General features: G+C 63.7%; 14 protein-coding genes, 2 pseudogenes and 1 other annotated feature. Of the genes and pseudogenes, 10 read left to right on the top strand and 6 right to left on the bottom strand.

Translation table 11 applies throughout. The annotated features are described in order from the left end of the window. Positions 1-3 precede the first annotated feature (3 nt). Together IED13_RS17130 and IED13_RS17125 are read left to right on the top strand one after the other, a co-directional pair. Complete coding sequence (locus IED13_RS17130; RefSeq protein ID WP_191124845.1) at positions 4-1,044, top strand: type II glyceraldehyde-3-phosphate dehydrogenase; 1,041 nt, start codon at positions 4-6, stop codon at positions 1,042-1,044. Positions 1,045-1,254: 210 nt separating this feature from the next. Further along, positions 1,255-2,682, top strand: coding sequence for an ABC1 kinase family protein (locus tag IED13_RS17125; protein WP_210323648.1), 1,428 nt, complete (start codon positions 1,255-1,257; stop codon positions 2,680-2,682). 12 nt (positions 2,683-2,694) lie between these two features. Here the strand turns inward: IED13_RS17125 and IED13_RS17120 are convergent, their stop codons facing one another. Together IED13_RS17120 and IED13_RS17115 are read right to left on the bottom strand one after the other, a co-directional pair. After that, positions 2,695-3,363 carry a DUF6629 family protein gene (locus tag IED13_RS17120; RefSeq protein WP_191124843.1) on the bottom strand — a complete coding sequence of 223 codons (669 nt, stop codon included), beginning with the start codon at positions 3,361-3,363 and terminating at the stop codon, positions 2,695-2,697. A gap of 1 nt (position 3,364) precedes the next feature. Beyond that, on the bottom strand, positions 3,365-4,336 hold the full coding sequence (locus tag IED13_RS17115) for an NAD(P)-dependent oxidoreductase (protein ID WP_191124842.1): 972 nt from the start codon (positions 4,334-4,336) through the stop codon (positions 3,365-3,367). 563 nt (positions 4,337-4,899) lie between these two features. Between IED13_RS17115 and IED13_RS17110 the strand changes: the two genes are divergently transcribed. Next, entirely contained in the window at positions 4,900-5,916 is a 1,017-nt protein-coding gene (locus IED13_RS17110; protein WP_191124841.1) for an IS110 family RNA-guided transposase, read from the top strand. Positions 5,917-6,508: 592 nt separating this feature from the next. Here the strand turns inward: IED13_RS17110 and IED13_RS17105 are convergent. Further along, a complete protein-coding gene (locus IED13_RS17105; RefSeq protein WP_191124840.1) occupies positions 6,509-7,537 on the bottom strand; it encodes an IS110 family RNA-guided transposase in 1,029 nt (342 codons plus the stop codon). Between the two features lie 102 nt (positions 7,538-7,639). On the opposite strand from IED13_RS17105, the pseudogene IED13_RS17100 reads away from it, so the two are divergent. Continuing rightward, positions 7,640-8,574 (top strand): annotated as a pseudogene (locus IED13_RS17100) (IS3 family transposase); the annotation flags it as partial. Beyond that, positions 7,924-8,040: a sequence feature (AL1L pseudoknot), on the top strand. It overlaps the preceding pseudogene by 117 nt. A 7-nt stretch (positions 8,575-8,581) precedes the next feature. Here the strand turns inward: IED13_RS17100 and IED13_RS17095 are convergent. Next, entirely contained in the window at positions 8,582-9,985 is a 1,404-nt protein-coding gene (locus IED13_RS17095) for an IS30 family transposase (RefSeq protein WP_210323647.1), read from the bottom strand. Between the two features lie 46 nt (positions 9,986-10,031). On the opposite strand from IED13_RS17095, the pseudogene IED13_RS17090 reads away from it, so the two are divergent. Both IED13_RS17090 and IED13_RS17085 read left to right on the top strand, forming a co-directional pair. Beyond that, positions 10,032-10,334: pseudogene (locus IED13_RS17090) on the top strand (integrase core domain-containing protein); the annotation flags it as partial. 595 nt (positions 10,335-10,929) lie between these two features. After that, complete coding sequence (locus tag IED13_RS17085; RefSeq protein WP_248312631.1) at positions 10,930-11,592, top strand: helix-turn-helix transcriptional regulator; 663 nt, start codon at positions 10,930-10,932, stop codon at positions 11,590-11,592. Between the two features lie 8 nt (positions 11,593-11,600). Here IED13_RS17085 and IED13_RS17080 read toward each other — a convergent pair whose 3' ends face one another. Together IED13_RS17080 and IED13_RS17075 are read right to left on the bottom strand one after the other, a co-directional pair. Continuing rightward, entirely contained in the window at positions 11,601-13,922 is a 2,322-nt protein-coding gene (locus tag IED13_RS17080; RefSeq protein ID WP_191124837.1) for a relaxase/mobilization nuclease domain-containing protein, read from the bottom strand. Continuing rightward, complete coding sequence (locus IED13_RS17075; RefSeq protein ID WP_191124836.1) at positions 13,919-14,338, bottom strand: hypothetical protein; 420 nt, start codon at positions 14,336-14,338, stop codon at positions 13,919-13,921. The genes IED13_RS17080 and IED13_RS17075 overlap by 4 nt, the downstream gene beginning before the upstream one ends. Before the next feature lie 603 nt (positions 14,339-14,941). Between IED13_RS17075 and IED13_RS17070 the strand changes: the two genes are divergently transcribed. The 4 genes from IED13_RS17070 (at position 14,942) to IED13_RS17055 (ending at position 17,943) form a co-directional block, all read left to right on the top strand. Then, positions 14,942-15,643: a ParA family protein gene (locus IED13_RS17070; RefSeq protein ID WP_089172874.1), complete on the top strand. Its 702-nt coding sequence runs from the start codon at positions 14,942-14,944 to the stop codon at positions 15,641-15,643. 1 nt (position 15,644) lies between these two features. Then, positions 15,645-16,055 carry a hypothetical protein gene (locus IED13_RS29370; protein WP_089172873.1) on the top strand — a complete coding sequence of 137 codons (411 nt, stop codon included), beginning with the start codon at positions 15,645-15,647 and terminating at the stop codon, positions 16,053-16,055. A gap of 175 nt (positions 16,056-16,230) precedes the next feature. Further along, complete coding sequence (locus IED13_RS17060) at positions 16,231-16,599, top strand: transcriptional regulator (RefSeq protein WP_089172872.1); 369 nt, start codon at positions 16,231-16,233, stop codon at positions 16,597-16,599. Positions 16,600-16,743: 144 nt separating this feature from the next. Further along, positions 16,744-17,943 (top strand): DUF1173 domain-containing protein, encoded by a 1,200-nt coding sequence (locus IED13_RS17055; protein WP_089172871.1) that lies wholly within the window; start codon positions 16,744-16,746, stop codon positions 17,941-17,943. The last annotated feature ends 23 nt before the right edge of the window (positions 17,944-17,966 follow it).

Below are 17,966 nucleotides of genomic sequence, written 5' to 3'. Positions count from 1 at the left end.
GCAATGACACAGGAGAGCTCCGTCCGCGTCGCGGTGAACGGATTCGGCGTGATCGGCAAGCGCGTGGCCGACGCCGTGCGCCTTCAGGATGACATGGAACTCGTCGGCGTCTGCGACGTCGCCAGCGATTGGCGCCTGCGTTCGCTGGATCAGAAGAAAATCGCGCTCTATGCGGCCACCGATGAGGCGCACGGGGCGATGACGGCAGCCGGCCTCACGGTCGCCGGTCCCCTCGATGCGCTTCTCGAGCAGGCCGACGTCATCATCGATTGCACGCCCAAGCATATCGGCGCCGCCAATGTCGAGCGCTACCGTTCTCGGCGTATCAAGTTCATCCTGCATGGCGGCGAAAAGCACGCCGTGACCGGACATTCGTTCGTTGCCGAAAGCTCCTTCGCAAGCGCCATCGGTCGCGAGTCGACACGCGTCGTGTCCTGCAACACCACATCCATCGTCCGCACGCTCTCGGCGCTCAAGCGAGCTGGTTTCCTGAAGCGCGCGCGCGGAACCCTGCTGAGGCGCGCCACCGATCCCTGGGAAAGCGATGCCGGCGGCATCATGAACACGCTCGTACCCGAGCCGAAGATCCCGAGCCATCAGGGGCCCGACGTCCAAAGCGTCGATCCTGAGCTCGATGTCGTCACCATGGCGGTGAAGGTGCCGGAGACGCTTGCGCATCTCCATTACTGGTCGGTCCAGCTGACACGACCGGCCGACAAAGAGGAGGTGCTTCAGGCCTTCCGATGGTCTTCACGCATTGCTTTGATCCGGACCACGGATGGGCTCGGTGCCATCAACACGGTCAAGGAACTCATGGCCGATCTCGACCGACCCCGCGACAATCTTTACGAAGTGGCGCTGTGGGAGGACATGCTGCGCACCGAAGGTGACGAGCTTTTCTACGCCTATATGGTGGACAACCAGGCGATCGTCATTCCCGAGACGATCGACGCGATTCGCGCGCTCACCGGCCTCGAACCCGACGCCCACGCGTCCATCGCGCGCACGAACGCTTCGCTCGGCATCCGCCAGCGGTTCTTCTGAGGCCATGGGCGGCATCGGTCATCAAGCGGGGCCGCCGACGTGAACTTCCGGTTCGTCAAGATCCTTGCTGCGGCCGCCTCGCTTGTCCTGCTGTATCTAGCCGAGCGTCGACGCGGAGTCGGCGCCGAAGCCTCGGCCCTGCCAGCCCGACTGCGGCGGACGCTCGATGATCTCGGCGGCAGCTTCATCAAGATCGGACAGGCCCTCAGCATGCGGCCCGATCTGTTCCCGGAGCCATATCTGCGGCAGCTACGCGAGCTCCGCGAACACGCCCGGCCCTTCTCCGCGCAAGAGGCGGAAGCGGAACTCGCACACGCGCTGGCTCGCCCGCTCGGCGACGTGTTCCGGTCCTTCGACAACGAGCCGTTTGCCGCCGCGTCGATCGCGCAGGTTCATCACGCCGCCCTGCCCGACGGCAAGGACGTCATCGTCAAGATCCGGCGTCCGCACATGCGCGAGCGCATTGATGGTGACATGCGCATTCTCGTTGCCGTCGCCCGGCTCGCCGGAACGGCGATCCCGAGCCTCCGGCGCTTACAACTCGAGCGCCTCGCCCGCGAGATCTGGACCAATCTCAGGCGCGAAACCGATCTTCTGCAGGAAGCGCGCAATATCCGGCGCTTCTGTGAGGCCTATAAGCAGCGGAACGACGTCTATGTGCCAGAAGCGATCGAAGCGCTATGCAGGGAGTCGATCCTCGTACAGGTTTTGAGCCACGGCCGATCGATCGAGGATCCGGCCGTAGTGCAGGACGGTCCCCGCATCGCGGGCGTACTCGTCGATTTCTATCTCGAGCAGTTGCTGAAGAGCGGGCTTTTTCACGGCGACCCTCATCCCGGCAACCTCTTCCTGATGGAAGACGGCCGGATCTGCTTTCACGATTTCGGCCTTGTCGGCAATCTCGACCGCACCACAAGGCGCAATCTCGGACTATTCCTGCAGGCCTTCGTTCAGCAGGACGCTGGCTGGATGCTCGACGCCGCCATCAAGCTCTCGCGGATCGACCGCACAGCCGATCGAGCGCTTTTCGCCCCCGGTATTGAAGAGATTCTCAGCGACTATTCATCGCTTCCCCTCAAGGATTGGTCGATCGCCGACGCCTTTCTGAGAGTGATGCGGCTCGGCGACGGCGCCCATGTCGCGATGCCTTACAACCTCATGGTCCTCGTCCGCGCGCTCTTTCTGATCGAGGGTTGCCTGCGCCGGCTGGACCCGGACTTCAACGTGCTCGATAACCTCATCGCCAACGGTGAAGCCGCGATCGCCGATACGCTGGGCGGCAGGCCCGAGCGCGCTGCCATGACGCGCCTCAAGACCGAGCTCGCGCTCTCGGCCCAGGATCTGCCTGCGTTGCTTGCTTCGCTGCTGCATCGCGCCCATCAATACGGGAAGGAACCTGCTCTCGGGCTGCGCATCGCGCATTCGGAGGAAATCGAGCGGAGGCTGGATCGCCGCGCGGGGCTCCTGGCGCTCGCGCTCCTGTCGGCTGGCCTGCTGGTCGCGTCCGCCCTGCTGGCGCAAGTAAATGCCGGCCCCCACGTGCTGGGGATGCCAGCGGCGGCTCTGATCGGCTTCGCTCTCGCGATCTGGCTTTGTCTGCGCGTCGCGCGCTTGGCGCGATCGCTCTGGCAAGGTTGAGTGCCCGGGCGATTACACCGGAGCGGGCGTGGCACGCATGCGCCAGATCAGCGCCAGGAGATACGCGGAGATAACCGCGCCGCCAAAGCAGAACACCGAGATGTAGGCGTAAGAGAAGAACACGTAGGTGACGATGAGGACGCCGGCGACGAGTAAGCCGAATGTCTTGATCTTCCAGTCGCGCACCAGCAGGAACGGCACGATGACCACGGTGACATAGATCGCATAGGTCACGATCCGCGAGACAAGCCCGTCGAGCAGATTGATGTCCTGGTAGCGGACCGCCCAGCGCAGCAACGTCGTGGTTAGCCAGCCATCATGGACAAAGTACGGAACGAACTGCAGGCCGCCGAGCATCGCTCCGGCGATGACGAACAGAAGGATGATATTGCGCCGCGCGCCGCGCTCGAGAAAATACGCCGAGACTGGCACCCAGATCGGCCAAGCAATCCATGTGAAGAACATGTAGAGGAGTGAATACTGAGCGACATGGTGCGTGTTGCCGGCGCGACCCTCGATCCAGACCAGTCCTTCCACCAATTGTTGCAGGCCGAACAGAAAAGGCAGCGTCGCGATCATCAGGTAGCGGCGATCCCGCCGCCAAGCCGATGAGGCGGCGACGGCTCCGGCCGGGATGAGGACGGCCGCGGCGGCGAGACTGACCTCTGCGGACAGGCACATCTCAAGCAGCCTCGACCAGGTTGATGGGGCGATCAGCCGCAAAGCCTTCGATGTTGGCGATTGTGGTCTCCATGATGCGCGCCAGGGCCGCGTCGGTGTTGTAGGCATTGTGCGGCGTGACCAGGACGTTGGGGAATCGAAGCAGCACGTGATTGGCGACCGGCGCCTTGAGATCAGACGCATCGACCGTCTTGTCCTGGCGAAAGATCTCGGCTTCCTCGCGGATCAGCGGCTCCTGCGGCAGCACGTCGAGGCCGGCCGCGCGCAGCTTGCCGTTCGCCAGCGCCCGGACCAGCGCTTCGGAGTCGACCACATTGCCGCGCGCCGTATTGATGAGGATGGCGCGATCCTTCATCGCCGCGAATTGCCGCTCGCCGATCAGTCCCACCGTCGATGGCGATGACGGCACATGCAGCGTTTCCACATCGGCCTGCGCCAGGACCTCGTCGAGCGGCCCATAGGTGAAGCCTAGCCGTGTCGCGGCAGCCGCGTCCTGGACCTGATCGAAGGCGACGACACGCATGCCGAACCCGCGCGCGATCTCGATCGTACGGCGCCCGATGTAACCTGTCCCGACAACCGCGATGACCTTGTCACGCAATTCGAGGCCGCGCGTGCCGGCCATTGAGAAGCCGCCGCGCCGCGTGAGCGCGACGCTCTCCACGATGTTGCGCGCCAGCGCCAAAAGCAGCGCGAAGGCGTGTTGGGCGGCCGTCGCATCCCCGCAATCCGGCACATTTGCAATGACGACGCCACGCTCGCGGCAGGCTGCTAGGTCGATATGGTCATATCCCGCCGAACCGATTGTGATGAGTTTCAGCTCAGGCAATCGATCTATGAACTCGGCATCCAGGCGAGAGGCCACAAAGGGGCTGATCGCCTCTGCACTCTTGAAATCATCCACCATGGCGATGTTGAGCGGGACCGTCACGCACCGGACATCGTGCTGGAGCAGCAGTGTATTGCAGGCCATCTATTACCAATCCCCCGACCGAACAGAACCCCCTCATTCATGCTCCTGCTCGACCGTCAGATCGTCCTTAAGCCCGATCCCCACGACTCTGTCGACCACCATACGCGCTGCCCCGGGGTTCCTCCCGCCAGCGTATGGCCTGCAACGTGCACCTTGCCGCGCCCGACATGAAGCTCCGGCTGCCCGTACAGGACAGCATTGAGCAGCGGCAGACCGCTAATATATTCGGCGACGATGATCTGCGCGGCCGCCGAACGCAGTGCGCAGAGCTTATCCTGACCAGCGGGTCGACACCACATCCAGCACGCGCATCGCAAATCCCCATCAAAGCAGATTGGCATTGGTGACGTAGCGCCGCATCATTCAGATTCAGCGTCCGCGATCACCGTGATAGAGCGAAAGGACCACATCCCGCATTTTGTCGCAGAGTGCGCCCGCGTCACTGGCCTCAACGCAATTGCTCGGAGTCAACCAGTGCGTGAACTGATGGGGTGGATGCCCCCTCCGGCCGGCATCGTAAGGTGCCTGCGAGCGCCAACAAGGCGCGGTCGAAGGAGGAGCCGATGTCCGACGTCCATGTTCTGGCGATCGATCTCGCCAAGCGAAGCTTCCAGGTCTGCGCGACGGCACGAGGCGGGGCGGTTCTATTCAACCGCACGGTGTCGCGCGCCAAGCTGATGCAGATGCTGCGGTCGCAGGCCCCTTGTGTCGTGGCCATGGAGGCCTGTGCGACAAGCCACTACTGGGGCCGTCTGGCGCAAGGCCACGGCCATGACGTCCGGCTGCTCCCGCCGATCTACGTGAAGCCCTTCGTCAAGCGACAGAAGAACGATGCAGCTGACGCGGCTGCGATCGCGGAAGCTGTTCTGCGGCCAAACATTCACTACGTCGCTGTGAAGAGCGCCGAGCATCAGGCGCGGGCCGTCGCTTTCCGCACGCATCAGTGCTTCGTCCGGCAGCGTACGCAGCTGATCAACGCCCTGCGCGGCCATCTGGCGGAGTTCGGGATCGTCGTCGCCCAAGGGCCCGTGCACCTGAGAGAGGTCGTCGGCTTGCTGGAGAATGGCGAAGCGGAGGGGCTTCCCGATACGGTCAAGGAGGTCGCCCGGCTCTATCTTGATCAGATCGATGTGCTCGGCGATCGGATCGAAGAGCTCGCATCTGGCCTCAGGGCAGCAAGCGAGGAGCAGGTCGAGACGCGCCGCCTGTGCACTGTTCCAGGCGTCGGGCCGGTCACGGCCGGCGCCATCATGGCCTTCGCGCCAGATCTGCGCGCCTTCGCCAGCGGCCGGAACTTCGCCGCCTGGCTCGGCCTCGTGCCGCGGCAGCGATCGACGGGCGGCAAGATCCTCCATGGCGGCGTCAGCAAGATGGGGCAGACCGACATCCGCAAGCTGCTGATTGTCGGAGCGATGAGCCGGATTCGGTGGATCATCCGCAAAGGCGTCATGCCGGACAACTGGCTTGGCAGGATGGTAGCGCGAAAGCCCAGGATGGTGGCAGCCGTCGCCTTGGCCAACAAGATGGCGCGCAACATCTGGGCGATGATGACGAGGGAACAGAATTACAGGATGGCGTGAGCGGCGGCCTTCGATGGAAGGATCGTGGTGAACGCCTCGGGGCCCGCAAGGCCTCGGCAAGGAGATCGACTGACGACCTATGCAGGCCAAGGACTTCCAAGTTCAGGATAGGGAAAACCAGTCCCGGGGCTCGAGCATCAAAGCTCTCTGAACCGATGTGGACCCCATCCATCGAACTGCATACCGGCCACGTGGCGGATAGCCACGATCAAAGGCCTGACACACGACCGATAGAAGTGCCTGGCTGCCAAGATCCGTCCGAAGAATCCCCTTGCAAAGCCGGGGGCATCCACACACGCCCCGGGTTTGTCGGAGGCCCCATGTGTGGATGCCCCGTTTCATGCAAGCGGTTTTTGAACGGCGACGGCATGTGATCGGGTGCGGTCATGTGTCAGGCCTTGTGGTGCGGTGCTCAGGAGTGCCGCTGGCCGTCATGGAGATACGCGGATCCGGTGCAGATCAACTCGGCGAGCTTTTCGCTCTTGGGGCCTCTGTGCTTTTCCTGATCCCGATCAGACCGATCGCTTGCCCTTGACGTTCGTGACCTCCTCACATGCCTACCATCCGGATGCGTTGGCGCCTCATCGTTCGATCAGACGGTCGCGGCTCCCGGATCCCGATAGTCCTCTTGTTTCGTCAGCATGGCCCAGATGGCGCGGGCCATCTTATTGGCCAGCGCCAGGGCGACCAACATGAGGGGCTTTCGCTCAATCATGCGCTGTAGCCACGACCCGGCACGCGCTCCTCGACGCGACGCCCACCGGATGACAGCCATGGCGCCAATAATGAGGAGCCGACGGATGTCTCGCTGGCCCATCTTCGACGTCCGGCCGAGGCGCTGCTTGCCGCCAGTGGAATGTTGCACTGGGACTAGGCCGAGCCAGGCGGCGAAGCCGCGGCCACGCTTGAAGATAGTCATTGGCGGAGCGAAGGCTTCGATCGCCATCGCTGTGATCGGCCCAATCCCTGGCATGGTCTGAAGACGGCAGGTTTCGGTGCCGCTTTGCGCTTCACGGCGAAGAACTTTCTCCAGCTCCGCAATCTTGCCGTCCAACAGAGCGATCTGGTCGAGGTAAATAGCGCCGATATCGCGTACCAGCTCCGGCAGCGATCTGCTGGCGTCACTGATCGCGGCTGCTAGAACCTTCACATGAGCCGGGCCATGGGGAGCGATAATCCCATGTTCTGCCAGATGGCCCCGCAGGGCGTTGATCAACTGCGTCCGTTGCCGCACGAGCAGATCCCGGGTTCGGAACACCATTGATCTGGCCTGTTGCTCTTCGGTCTTCACGACGACGAACCGCATGGTCGGCCGTGCGGCGGCCTCGGCAATGGCTTCTGCGTCCGCCGTGTCGTTCTTCTGCCGCTTCACGAACGGCTTGACGTAGGCTGGTGAGATCAGCCGCACGTCGTGACCGAGTTCCTGGATCGCACGGCCCCATTCATGAGCAGTTGCGCATGCTTCCATCGCGACGATGCAGCGATGCTGTTGCGCGAGAAACGGAAGCACCTGCGGTCGCGATAGCTTTTTCCGAAAGGCGACAGAGCCGTCAGCAAAAGCGCCGTGCGCGTGGAAGACCCGCTTGGCAAGGTCGATACCGATGATGGTGACGTCGTTCATGTTCGCCTCCCACTGCGGCCAACCCGCAGGCCTCCATGTCTGACACGCGTAAGCGCCGGCAGGAGGGGCATCCACTCCATCAACTCCTGAGAGGATGGGGCTATGACGAGCAAGACGACGAACAAGTTCTCGCCTGATGTGCGTGCCCGTGCGGTGCGGATGGTGCTGGATCACGAGGCCGAGCATCCGTCGCGCTGGGCGGCGATCATGTCGATTTCGGGCAAAATCGGCTGCACGGCGCAGACGCTGAACGAGTGGGTGAAGAAGGCCGAGGTCGACAGCGGCCGCAAGCCCGGGCTGACGACGGACATGGCGGCCAGGCTCAAGGCTCTCGAACGCGAGAACCGGGAGCTTCGGCAAGCCAATGAGATCCTGCGCAAGGCATCGGCGTATTTTGCCCAGGCGGAGCTCGACCGCCGACACCGGTCATGATCGGCTTCATCGACGACCACCGCGGGGCCCATGGGGTCGAGCCGATCTGCAAGGTGTTGCCGATCGCCCCGTCAACCTATCATGAGCATGTCGCCAAGCGGACCGATCCCGGGAAGCTCTCGGCTCGGGCGAAGCGAGACCTGGAGCTGAAGCCTCAGATCGAGCGTGTGTTCGGCGAGAACTTCGAGGTCTACGGCGCGCGCAAGGTCTGGCGGCAGATGTTGCGCGAGGGGTTCGACGTCGCCCGCTGCACGGTCGAACGCCTGATGGCTGATCTCGGTCTGCAAGGCGTCATTCGCGGCAAGCCGATCCGCACGACCGTCCAGGACAAGGCCGCCCTGTGCCCGCTGGACCATGTCAACCGGGTGTTCCACGCGCCGGCGCCGAACATGCTGTGGGTCTCGGATTTCACCTATGTCAGCACCTGGTCGGGCTTCGTCTACGTCGCCTTCGTGATCGATGCCTATGCTCGCCGGATCGTCGGTTGGAGGGTGTCGCGGACGGCCCATGCGAGCTTCGTGCTCGACGCGTTGGAGCAGGCCCTGCACGAGCGCCGACCTGTGCACCGCGGTGGGCTGGTGCATCATTCGGATCGCGGTTCGCAGGGCGGATTCAACCGGTCGTCGCAACACCGGCATCATACCGCTGAGCGAGAAACTGATCGAGCACTTCGATCGGTGTTTTCCATCCGAGCGTTTTGCGGGGCCGGGTGTTCATAGCGTGAGCGACGGCAGCCAGCTCCCCGGTTGAGTGCCGGCTGAGATCGGTGCCTTTCGGGAAGTACTGCCGCAGAAGGCCGTTGGTGTTTTCGTTCGAGCCGCGCTGCCATGGGCTTTGCGGATCGCAGAAGTAGACTTCCAGCCCGCTCTCGATGCGGAGCCGTGCGTGCTGAGCCATCTCGGCTCCCTGGTCCCAGGTTAGCGATTGACGAAGCGTCGCGGGCAGTTCGCTCATGGATTGGACGATCGCCGTGCGAACGGCTTCAGCACCGTGTCCGGCAAGCGGTGGGCCGTTCTTGACCCGCTGTCCACGCTGATATCCTTCTTGGCGCGGCAGGTGCAGGAGCATCGTGAAGCGCGAGCTGCGTTCGACGAGAGTGCCGATCGCCGAGCTGTGCAGGCCCAGGATGAGATCGCCTTCCCAATGGCCCGGGATCGCTCGGTCTTCGACCGCCGGTGGCCGTTCACTGATCATGATGGCATCGCCCACAAAGGCCTTTCCACGGCCGCGGGTCCGCTCGCGCGGAACACGCAGAGCTCGACCCGAGCGCAAGCAAGCCGTCAGCTCCCGGCGCAATGAACCGCGACCCTGGATATACAGGGACTGGTAGATCGCCTCGTGGCTGATGCGCATGCTGGGATCTTCCGGGTAATCGATCTGAAGTCGGTGGGCGATCTGCTCGGGGCTCCACGCGGTCGACCAGCGCCGGCTCTGCCGGAGTACGGCGCGACGCTTCTTCCATATCACCTTGGGGCCAGCGAAGCCGGCGCCATCGACGTTCGTCACCTGTCCCGAGAGATGCTGCTCGACATAGGCGCGTAGAGCCGGGCTGCTGGCCAGCTTGCCCGGGCGCGGCCGCCGTGCCGCGCGGTCGGCATGCCACTGTGCAGCGATGGCGCGATAATCAAGCTTGCCACCGCGCGTGGCAGCGTTGCGGCGCACCTCCCGCGAGATCGTGCTGGCCGAGCGCCCCAGCTTCCGTGCGACCGCGCGGATCGCTGTTCCCTTGGCCAGCTCGATCGCTATCTCCTCACGCTCGCCGAAGGACAGATATCTTCCGGTCGGCGCTGGCGCAGAAGGGGCAAGGTGGGTTGGTGGCATCCCTCCCGAACTCCGAAACCAGCGCGGCCCCAGCGGCACCGAAATGCCGGCGTCGGCGGCCGCCTGCTCGCTTGTACGTCCGCGCGCAACAGCCTGCCAGAAGCGGCGATAATGCTCACGCTGCCAAGCAGGTGGCCTCCCAGGCGAGCTCAACTTCCGCCGTGTGCATCGATCCGATGCTCGTCGACCAGACATCGTCACAACCTCCAATCTCTGGGTGTTGCGACGACCGGTTGAATCCGCCCAGTATGTCAGCATCCGCTACACCGAGCGCCTGGCCGAAGCGGGCATCGAGCCCTCCGTCGGCAGTGTGGGCGACAGCTATGACAACGCTCTCGCCGAGACGATCAACGGACTCTACAAAGCCGAGCTGATCCATCGGCGCGGGCCATGGCGATCCTTCGAAGCCGTGGAGTTCGCGACCCTGACCTGGGTCGACTGGTTCAACCATCGCCGGCTGCTGGAGCCCATCGGCAACATCCCACCGGCCGAAGCCGAGGAACGCTATTACGCGATGCTGGACGAGCCAGCCATCGCAGCCTGACTCAAACCAAACGGCCTCCGGCGAAGCCGGGGCGGTTCAGGTCGCCTGGGCGCTGCTCGCAAAGGGAGGAAATTACAGGGCACCAGCAGCCACCTGACCGGCTGCTAAAAGAGCTGCCCGGCGACCGCGGCCGGCAGGGCCAAGGTGCTGAAGCGGCGATGAGTTGAGAGACCGGCGAGCCGGATGCAGGCCAGACCGATACAGCCCCCGCGCAGCCATAGCGCGCAAGTCTGATTAGGCGCCTGCACCACGTAACTCATCGGGGCCCGCAGCCAGCCTGGCTGCATAAGAGGCCGGGCACATGACCGCACCCGTGCTCTCGACAACAGCGCTGCAGAATCGCCTTGACCCGCAGGGGGCATCCACACATGAAACAATCTGTAACAAATCGACGGCTTGGCAGTGCGGCCAACTTCGCGGCACATTCCCTTACTGCAGCAATTGCGGCTGGAAAACATGCGTCCACCTTCACTGCCGTCGAGCAGTGAGTCTTTCTTGAACAACGACAATTTTCGAGATGCTCAAAACGTCTAGGACGTGGTCATTCGTTGAACAAATGGGGCGCGCTGCCAACGATATCGAGCTGAGATTATCGTTGCTCAAGATTACGAATGAATTCGGCCTTTCATCGGCGTTCGGTGGTCTAATCCCAGAAATTGCACAGAGTCATAGCGAAGCAGAGATCGAGTCCCGTGTCATCGTGCGGCACCTTCCTGAGGAGTGGTCTGCTCGGTACATTGAGCAGAACTACCTTTATTGCGATCCAATCGTCCGCCGACTGCAGCGCAACCGGGATCCTTTCAGCTGGGCCGAATGCTATGGGTCCTACGCGACTACCCGCAGAGCCAAGATTCTTCGAGGTGAAGCAGCCGAATTCGGCCTCATTGATGGCTATGTCGTATCGGTAACGACCCTAGATCAATCGCACGCCGCGATTTCGTTTGGCGGGCAATCTTTTAAACTGGCAGGAGAGGAACGCTCGGCACTCGCCTTTGCAACCTCCCTTTTCGTGGGTCACGTGCTTAGTCGACGCACTTCGGGTAGAAGTGCAGCGGCCTTGAGCAGGAAAGTCACAGCTCGCGAGTATGACTGCTTGCTATGGTCGGCTGAGGGTAAATCCGAATGGGAAATCTCAGTCATTCTTGGCATCTCGAAACCGACCGTGACCAAACACATTCTGTCGGCCCGCGAGAAGCTCGGAGCTGTGACCAAGGCGCATGCTATCGCGATAGCCATGCGCGAGAGGATCCTGCGCTAACGAGGAGCTCACCTACGATTGGGCGTCATGCGCTGGCCCCTACTCGACTGAGATTCGACGCGCTCGCTCGCCTCGATCTCGCGGATGATCTGTTCCTGCTCAGCTCGCAGGCGCGCCAGCGCATCGGTCTGAAGCAGCGCCGGCGACAACGGCTGAGCTGGGTGTTGCGCCAGCGCGTGCGCCGCCTCAGCGGTCGCCGCCGCTTCCCGCGCCTCCCGCGCTGCCAATTTCTCGGTCCCGGCGGTTACGGTGCGCTCTACACGGAGATCGCGTTGCGAGGTCGGATCGAGACTGGCTGTCGCTTCCCCTCGCCGACCAACTTCCACCGAGCGATCTGCCACGCGCTGGGCCGCAGCGGCCTCGCGATCTTCGCGATCCCGTAAGGTATTCGCCCGCTCGATCAGCCGATCGGCATTCGGGCCGACGATCGCCTCGACCTCAGCACGCGTCATGTGAGTGACGCCGCGCTCCTGTGCCCGCTGCAGATCGACGCGATTCGCCAGAGTCTCCAGATAGCGCGCAGACGCCTCCCGGAATTGCTTCTTCGTCTCGCCCTCGAGCAGGTCGCTGGTCCGCGACACCGCTTCGTTCATGCGGCGGAGATCCTTGGCCATCTGCTCGGAGGTCACAGGCATGTCGGGGTTCTCCCTGGTGAGCTGATCGACCCGACGGCCGATCGTCTGCAGAATCGCGCCGACGGCCTGGGCCATAGAGAGGCGCTCGACCATCTTTCGGACGACGACGTTGCCCGGTTGCGCCGACGCGACAGCCTTCCACGCATCGAGGCCCTCTACAACGGCGCGCCGTGCGACCGATGTCATTGGCAAGCGGATCGGATTGGCCCGAGCGACCCGGATGCGATGCCGGGCATTGTCTATCAGCTTCCGATTGGCCGGATCGGCCGCATAGGCCCGGTCACGCGCTTCTCTGCGCGGGCGAGGACGCTCGGCCGTCGCGACGATCGCCTTGTCCTTCGGGCCATAGCTCTGCGACGAAGCGCGCTCTCGCGCCGAGGTCGCCACGATCTTCAGGCCCTCGGCCTGCGCATGCTGGGCATAGACCTGACGCCATTCGGCGAAGGTCTCCCGACTCGGATGCAGCTTCTGCCCAGATTCGCTCTTTACCGCGATGACGGCGTGGGCGTGGATATGCCCCTCCGCCTCCTTGTCCGTGTGGACGCCGAACATGAATTTGTGGTCGGCGAAGCGATCCTGAAGAAATGCGCGCGCCGCTCGCGTCAGCGCCGCGGCATCCGTGCCAGCCTTGGCCGAGATGATCAGATGCATGGTGTCGCGCGGCGATTGCGATCGCAGCGTCGGTCCCCACTCGCGGGCAGCCATGCGTGTGTCCGCAGCATTGCCGATTGTCCGGCCGCGATCGTCGATCGCATGACCCTTCTCGATCAACCGGTTTAGCCGGTAGGTCACACCATCGCGGCCATGGTTGCTGGCGCCGGCCACGACCCCGATCGCTTCCGGCGGGATCCCTGAGGCCTGGGAGATCCGCTCCCTGATGTGCGCTTCGGAGGCCCGATCGAAACAACGCTGGCTCCGACTACCGTCATCGGGACCGCGCTGGTCGCGCAGCCGGAACCGCTCCTTCGCCGCCCCGGCCATGGCAACGACGAGCTGCGCCTCCAGCATCCCCTCCGGCGTTGTTTCGAGACGATGCGCATGGCGGTGTCCGACGAATCCCGCGGCGATCGCTTTCTCATAAGCCTGCCGGCCCTCGGGCGTATCGCGCACGCCCTGCAAGGTCAGGCGCATCGCGCCCACATCCTGACTTTCCGCTCGCTTCGAAAACGAGCTGGACCAGGCTCGGATTTCGTCCGCGACGGCCGTGCGATCGACCAACATGCGGCCGTCATGCGTTTCAAGCGGAACATCCTCGCGCAGCACATATTGACCGGTCGCCGTCGCCCGCGTCGCGCCGTGCGCGTAGGACACCACCTTGATCACCGCAGGTTGATAGCCCGCCGCGAGTTGCCGGGCCCGGCCGAGCGCTCCGCCGCCTGAGCCCAGACCGCCGACGATCGGAGCGGCCTTGGCTGAAGGCCGCGAGCCCGGCAGCGGCGCTCCGCTACCGCCGGAGGTTTCCGGGAGCTGTCGCAACTTCTCCTCGTCCCGGGCGCCCGGCACCGTCACGCCGTGGACGGCCGTCCGCGACGAAGGCATCGCCGGTGTCAACGTGAGGGCGCCTCGCCGGCCGAAGGCCTCATCCTCGACACCGCTGATTGCGCCGGGGCGCCGCCATTGCTGAGATTGAGCCACCCGCTGAACAATCAGCTCAGCCTGCTGGCTCCAGCGCGAGATCTGAGCCTTTCGGTTCATGCCGGGCGCTCGTCGGTCGATAGTGTGAGCTTCGCCTGGCGCCGGAGCTTCGAACCATAAGCGACCGTCATTTCGGTGAGCTCGCCATCGATCGCAGCGATCGCCTCGTGCAAGCCGCGCCAGATCGCCTCGGTGTCCTCCATGTCGACGGCCTTGCCGCGATGGATCGCCTTCAGCACCTGCGAGAGATTACGGCCGACCATCCGGACCTGCTGTGCCAAAGCAACAACCGCCTCCGTATTCTCCGCCGATAGTGCCGGCCCGGCCTGCACCGAGGCCCGGATCAGGCGGCGGACCACCTCCGCCTTCGGCAGGCCGAACAGGACCACCGCGTCCAGCAGCCGCTGCTCATCGGCCGTTGAGAGCTCGGTCCGCAGCCTCGGCTTGCCTCTCCGACCGGCAGCAGCTCCCGCCATTCCGCTCCCCTTTCCCGGCCGATAGCGCGTCAGCGCCCGGCTGCGTCCCGCAGCCGCCCCCCTGTTTGTGGCCCACAAACAGGTATCTTGTCAACCAATATCTATTATAATAGACGGATCACTAACCCTAACTCTCGACCACCCGGCATTGCGCCACCTCACGGCCTCGCGGCCCGTCGCATCGCGCCAAGGGCCGCTGTTCCGGCATGCGGGATTACCGCAATTCGCTTTTTCGATGACTCGGTCATGCATAAGAACGTTATTACCGCACCATCGCATTTCGCGACCTGCGGAACGCCACATCACAGCATTATCATAATGATATACCGAAGGAGCGTTGCATTCCGCGGATGCAGCATAGCCCGAATGCCACCCTGCCTCATTTCGGTCTTCCGGCGTCACGGCAAGACCGAATTGCGGCACCGCCAACGTCCGGCATTCACGGAATGACGTCATATCGAAGTGCTGCAATCACGCCTGACGGCCTTAGCGCAATCGCATAGTTCGGCAATCGCGAGAAACCGCCTTACCTCGAAACGCTATTGTCTAATATCTATTATAATGTACATTGACCAAGAGAGCCCGAAGGCCCGTGGAGCACCGATGCCGAGCATCTTCGCAGTCGCCAACCCAAAGGGCGGAAGCGGCAAGACGACCGTTTCGATCATCCTCGCTGGAGAGTTTGCCCGCCACGGCTATGCGGTGGCGATCATCGACGCGGATCCGCAAGGATCGTCCTATCAATGGCACGCGTCGAGCATCGCACGAGGGATGAAGCCGGAGGGGATCGATCTGATCCGGGCGGCGAACGAAGCGGAGCTTTTCGCGGCGATCGAAAATGGCGAGCGCTATGACGTCGTGGTCATCGACACGCCCGGCTATTATGGCAACGTCCTGATCCAATCGACACTGCGGGCCGATCTTGTGGTCCTGCCGTGCAAGGTCCACACTTTCGATGCGTCGCAGGTCGTGCGCACCATCCGCAATCTCGAACAGCATGCAGCGGCATCGGCTCTACCGATGAGTCAGCATCGCGTGCTGTTCAACGAGTATGACAGTCTCGACCGCAACACGCGACCACTGCGCGAGGTCATCGGCTATCTCGATGCCGAACAGGTGCCGATCTGCTCGAACGCACTTTATCGCCGTGTGACCTATCGCACGATGACCAGCGGCCACGGCACGCTCTATCAGATGAGCGATGGCGACGAGCCCGTTCGGAAGGCGCGTTACAATGCCGACCAGGTCGTGCGTGAGCTGCTCGCTGCCAGTCAGGGTACAGCGCCGGACGAGGCGGCGGCCTGACATGGGCGGTTCCGACACTAGCAGCAAGCCGGACAGGCCGCCCCTCCCCCGCGACGCCTTCAGATCGCAGCGCGTTGCTTCGTCCGGGCCCGTCGCGGCTGACCCGAAACCTGTGGTCGTAACGCCTGCCTATGACGACTCCGCCAACGGTAGTCCTCGCAGCGCGTTTCCGCCTCGGCCGCGGGAAGCCGCAGCACCGGCCCGGCGGCCCGCGCGAGCGAAGCCAGAGCGGAACCCGTTCGAGGCTTATGGCGAGCGGTCGTCGTCCCGGCCCTATGCGCTGCGCTTGCCGGACGCGATCGATCTCGTCCTTCGCCAGATGGCCGCCGAGGAGCGGACGCAGCCGCTGCGCGTGATCGACCGCATCCTGTACGAGCATCTGCAGCAGATTGGGCGACTGCCACCGATATGAAGGCGCCCCACCGGAATCCGCCCTGTCGCTTGGGCCGGGCGACATCGGCCTGAATACGAGCAGGGCGACGCCGCAAGCCGTATTTGGATCAAATTGCAAATGTCTATTATCTTAGATGTTAGACGCTGATATAGGGTCCTGGGAATCGTGATCGCCAACCTGTCCTGGGAACCAGATGCCCGTTCGCAAGCCCCAGCCCCTCGATCATTCGATCCTCAACGAAATGATCGCGATTCGCCTGCAGCAGCTCGAGATCGAGAACGGCGGCATGGAGAAGCTTCTGCCGAAGACGGGGCTCGCGCGTCAAACCTACTACCAAATGCTCCGCGGAGCCGGGAACCCGACGCTGAAGACGATCGAGCGCCTCGCCGCCAGTCTGCACATGTCGGTGTTCGAGCTTCTCGGCTTCGAGGTCGAAGATGCCCGCCGCGCTCTGCAGAGAGGCGGAGTCGACTATGACGATTTGAGTTCGGCCATCGCCAAGAAGAACCGGGCTCAACGCACGATCGCGCGTGAAGCGCGCTCGCGGAAACTGCCTGTGTAGGCAATGAGCGCAGGAAGGCAGCCTGTTTCGACCGGCGCCGCCTCCGCGCCGCGGCCTAACTTGCAGCGGGCGGCCTCGATGTTCGCATAAGTCCAGTCGCCAATCGCGCAAGCGGAACGCCGGTGACGCGCCAGGAGGACGTGGATGCGCCGGTACGAGATTGCAGGCACCATCACAACGGAGGGTGATCCCGCCCTGAAGGACGCGATCGCGGCGGCTTATCGCGATCACATTCGCCCGCTGTGTCTATGCCGCCAGCCGGGCATTCCGATGTATGTCGCCGCGATCGGCGAGCAGCATGTGATCAAGCGCATGCCGCTCTCGGGCGGCCAGCACGATCCAGACTGCGACTCCTATGAGCCGCCTGTCGATCTCTCGGGTCTCGGTCCACTCATGGGCAGTGCGATCCGGCTTGATCCCGAAAGCGGGATGGCGGCGTTGCGACTGGAGTTCAGCCTGACGCGGACCGGCAGCCGGGCGGCGGCGATGCCTGCCGCGTTGGAATCGACTTCGGTGAAGAGCGAGGCGCGCCGGCTGTCGCTCCGGGCGCTGCTACATCTGCTCTGGAACGAAGCCGGCCTGACCAAATGGACCTCCGCCTGGGCCGGCAGGCGCCACTGGTGGAATATTCGCTGGCACCTGCTCGAAGCGGCGAAGACGATGCTGGTGAAGGGCGCGCCACTGAGTGACGTGCTTCTCGTTCCGGAGTCCTTCCGCGCCGAGCAGAAGGACGCGATCGAGCAACGGCGGGCGACCGCGCTGAGTGACATCCAGCCGCAGAAGACCGGCCCGCGAAAGCTCATGGTGTTGGTCGGCGAGGTCAAGGAATTCCAGGCGGCGCGCGGCGGCCACCGGCTCGTCATCAAGCACCTGCCGGGCTTCCCGTTCCTGCTCGACGATCGTGCCTGGGTTCGCGTGCAAGCGCGCTTCGAGGCGGAGCTCGCGCTATGGGCGGCGAACGATACCTCGCATCTGATCGCAATCGCGACCTTCGGGCTGAATGCCGCCGGTCTCGCGATCGTCGAGGAGATCGCGCTGATGGTCGTGGCGGAGAACTGGATCCCCTACGAATCCGCCCAGGAGCTGCGCCTTGTCGAAGCGCTGGCGAAGGCGCGCGAGCAGAGCATCAAGGGCCTGCGTTTTGCCTCTCCCGCGGATCAGCCGATCGTGGCAGCGCTGTTGCTGCAGCACCGGCCACGGCCGCTCGCCCTCTTCGTCGTGCCGGCGAATGCGGACGACGCCTATCAGGAAGCGCTCGATGAGATGATCGCATCGCGCCCGGAGATGGATAGTTGGATCTGGCACACGGGCCGTGGTGAAATGCCAGCGCTCCCCGTCCGATAGCGATGTCGGCCGAACAGCGAGCC

The organism is Allobosea spartocytisi, assembly GCF_014764685.1.
GTDB lineage: Bacteria > Pseudomonadota > Alphaproteobacteria > Rhizobiales > Beijerinckiaceae > Allobosea > Allobosea spartocytisi.
Note: the sequence above shows the minus strand (reverse complement) of the source record. Positions and strands in the feature narration are given on the sequence as shown.